General features: G+C 61.4%; 2 protein-coding genes. Both read right to left on the minus strand.

Annotated elements, in window-relative coordinates; translation table 11 throughout:
- The coding region (locus A3764_RS17125) for a ParB/RepB/Spo0J family partition protein (protein ID WP_150122261.1) at nt 1–605 on the minus strand (605 nt) is incomplete at its 3' end.
- A 149-nt stretch (nt 606–754) separates the two neighbouring features.
- Nucleotides 755–1,144, minus strand: coding sequence for a DUF3768 domain-containing protein (locus A3764_RS17130; RefSeq protein ID WP_067951820.1), 390 nt, complete (start codon nt 1,142–1,144; stop codon nt 755–757).
- Between the last annotated feature and the right edge of the window lie 65 nt (nt 1,145–1,209).

A 1,209-nucleotide genomic window follows, 5' to 3' on the forward strand; every position in this document is an offset into this window, starting at 1 on the left:
TAGTTGTCCTCCTTGGTGAGCGCCTCGAAGACCTCCCTTTGCACCTCCTGGCTCGGGTGATCGGCGAAGGCTTTCATCGTGTCGAGCGTGATCGATTTGGCGCGGGCCGCGGCACGGATGTCGGGATGGATGAGCCCATAACGCAACCGGCCTTTGACAGCGGCGACCGTGGTACCGAAGGTCTTGGCGATGGTTTCCGGCGTCTGGCCATCGACCTCCATCATCCGCGCGAAGGCCTCAAACTCGTCGATGGCATTCATTGGCGCCCGGGTGATGTTCTCCGCCAGCGAGAGCGCGGTGGTCACATCACAATCGTCGGGGACCAGACGGCAATCGATCTTCGTGCTGTTGGTGAAGCCCTTGGCGGTCTTGTCCGCAGCAAGTTCCAGCAAGGCCGCGTGACGACGGCCACCGGCGAGCACCCCGAACTTGCCATCGATCTTCTGGACGAGCAGCGATTGCAGGAGGCCCAATACGGCGATGCTGGCCTTGAGATGCGCGATGTTCTCGGTGGCGTAGGTCTCGGGGGAATTGGTCCGTACGTTCGCGGGATGGGCGACAAGATCGCCGATGGCGACGGTGGTGGGTTTGAACGACTGAGTCATGACATGTCCTTCTCGACGTGATTGAGAGGGCCGCACGGGTCTTCGCGCGACCGATCCCCGGATCCGGGAACCAACAGGACAAGAGGCCCACTTTCCCTTTCGGAGGGTCAGCGGGCCTGTCGGTGATGGAGGTTGGGGTGCGGCCTGCCCTACCAGTCGCGCGCCATCATGACGGTCAGCACACGCATGGTGGTCTTGGGGTTCCCGGGCGTCTCCGCCCCATAGCGAAAATCGGAACTAGCTTCATGGAGATCCAGTTTCCAGAACACGGTCTCACCCCGGATCGTCACCGCCCCGAAATCGTGCCAGCCTTCAGGATCGTTTTCGGGCTCGAATGTATCGAACGCACCGGTGGCCTTCACGGCTTCCGTCACGAAACCATCGCCTGCCTCGATAAGGGACTGGGTTACAACCAGCCGGCCCTGGATCGCCTGATCTGGAGCGATGCCCAGACAGGCAAACCTGCGGAAGGCATCGTTCTGGGCGGCGATGACGGTGGCATTCGGTCCGGGATAGTCTGCGGGTTCGGCATGGCTCATGGGTCTGTCCTTTCGGGATGTGTTGAAACCACCAGACCCAAAGCCAGCTTTTCCTTTCACCACAC

This window comes from Sulfitobacter sp. HI0129, assembly GCF_001635395.1.
GTDB lineage: Bacteria > Pseudomonadota > Alphaproteobacteria > Rhodobacterales > Rhodobacteraceae > Sulfitobacter.

Excerpts from the sequence above, each read along its gene's own strand:
- A3764_RS17130 (WP_067951820.1), bottom strand. The coding sequence starts at position 1,144 with ATGAGCCATGCCGAACCCGCAGACTATCCCGGACCGAATGCCACCGTC.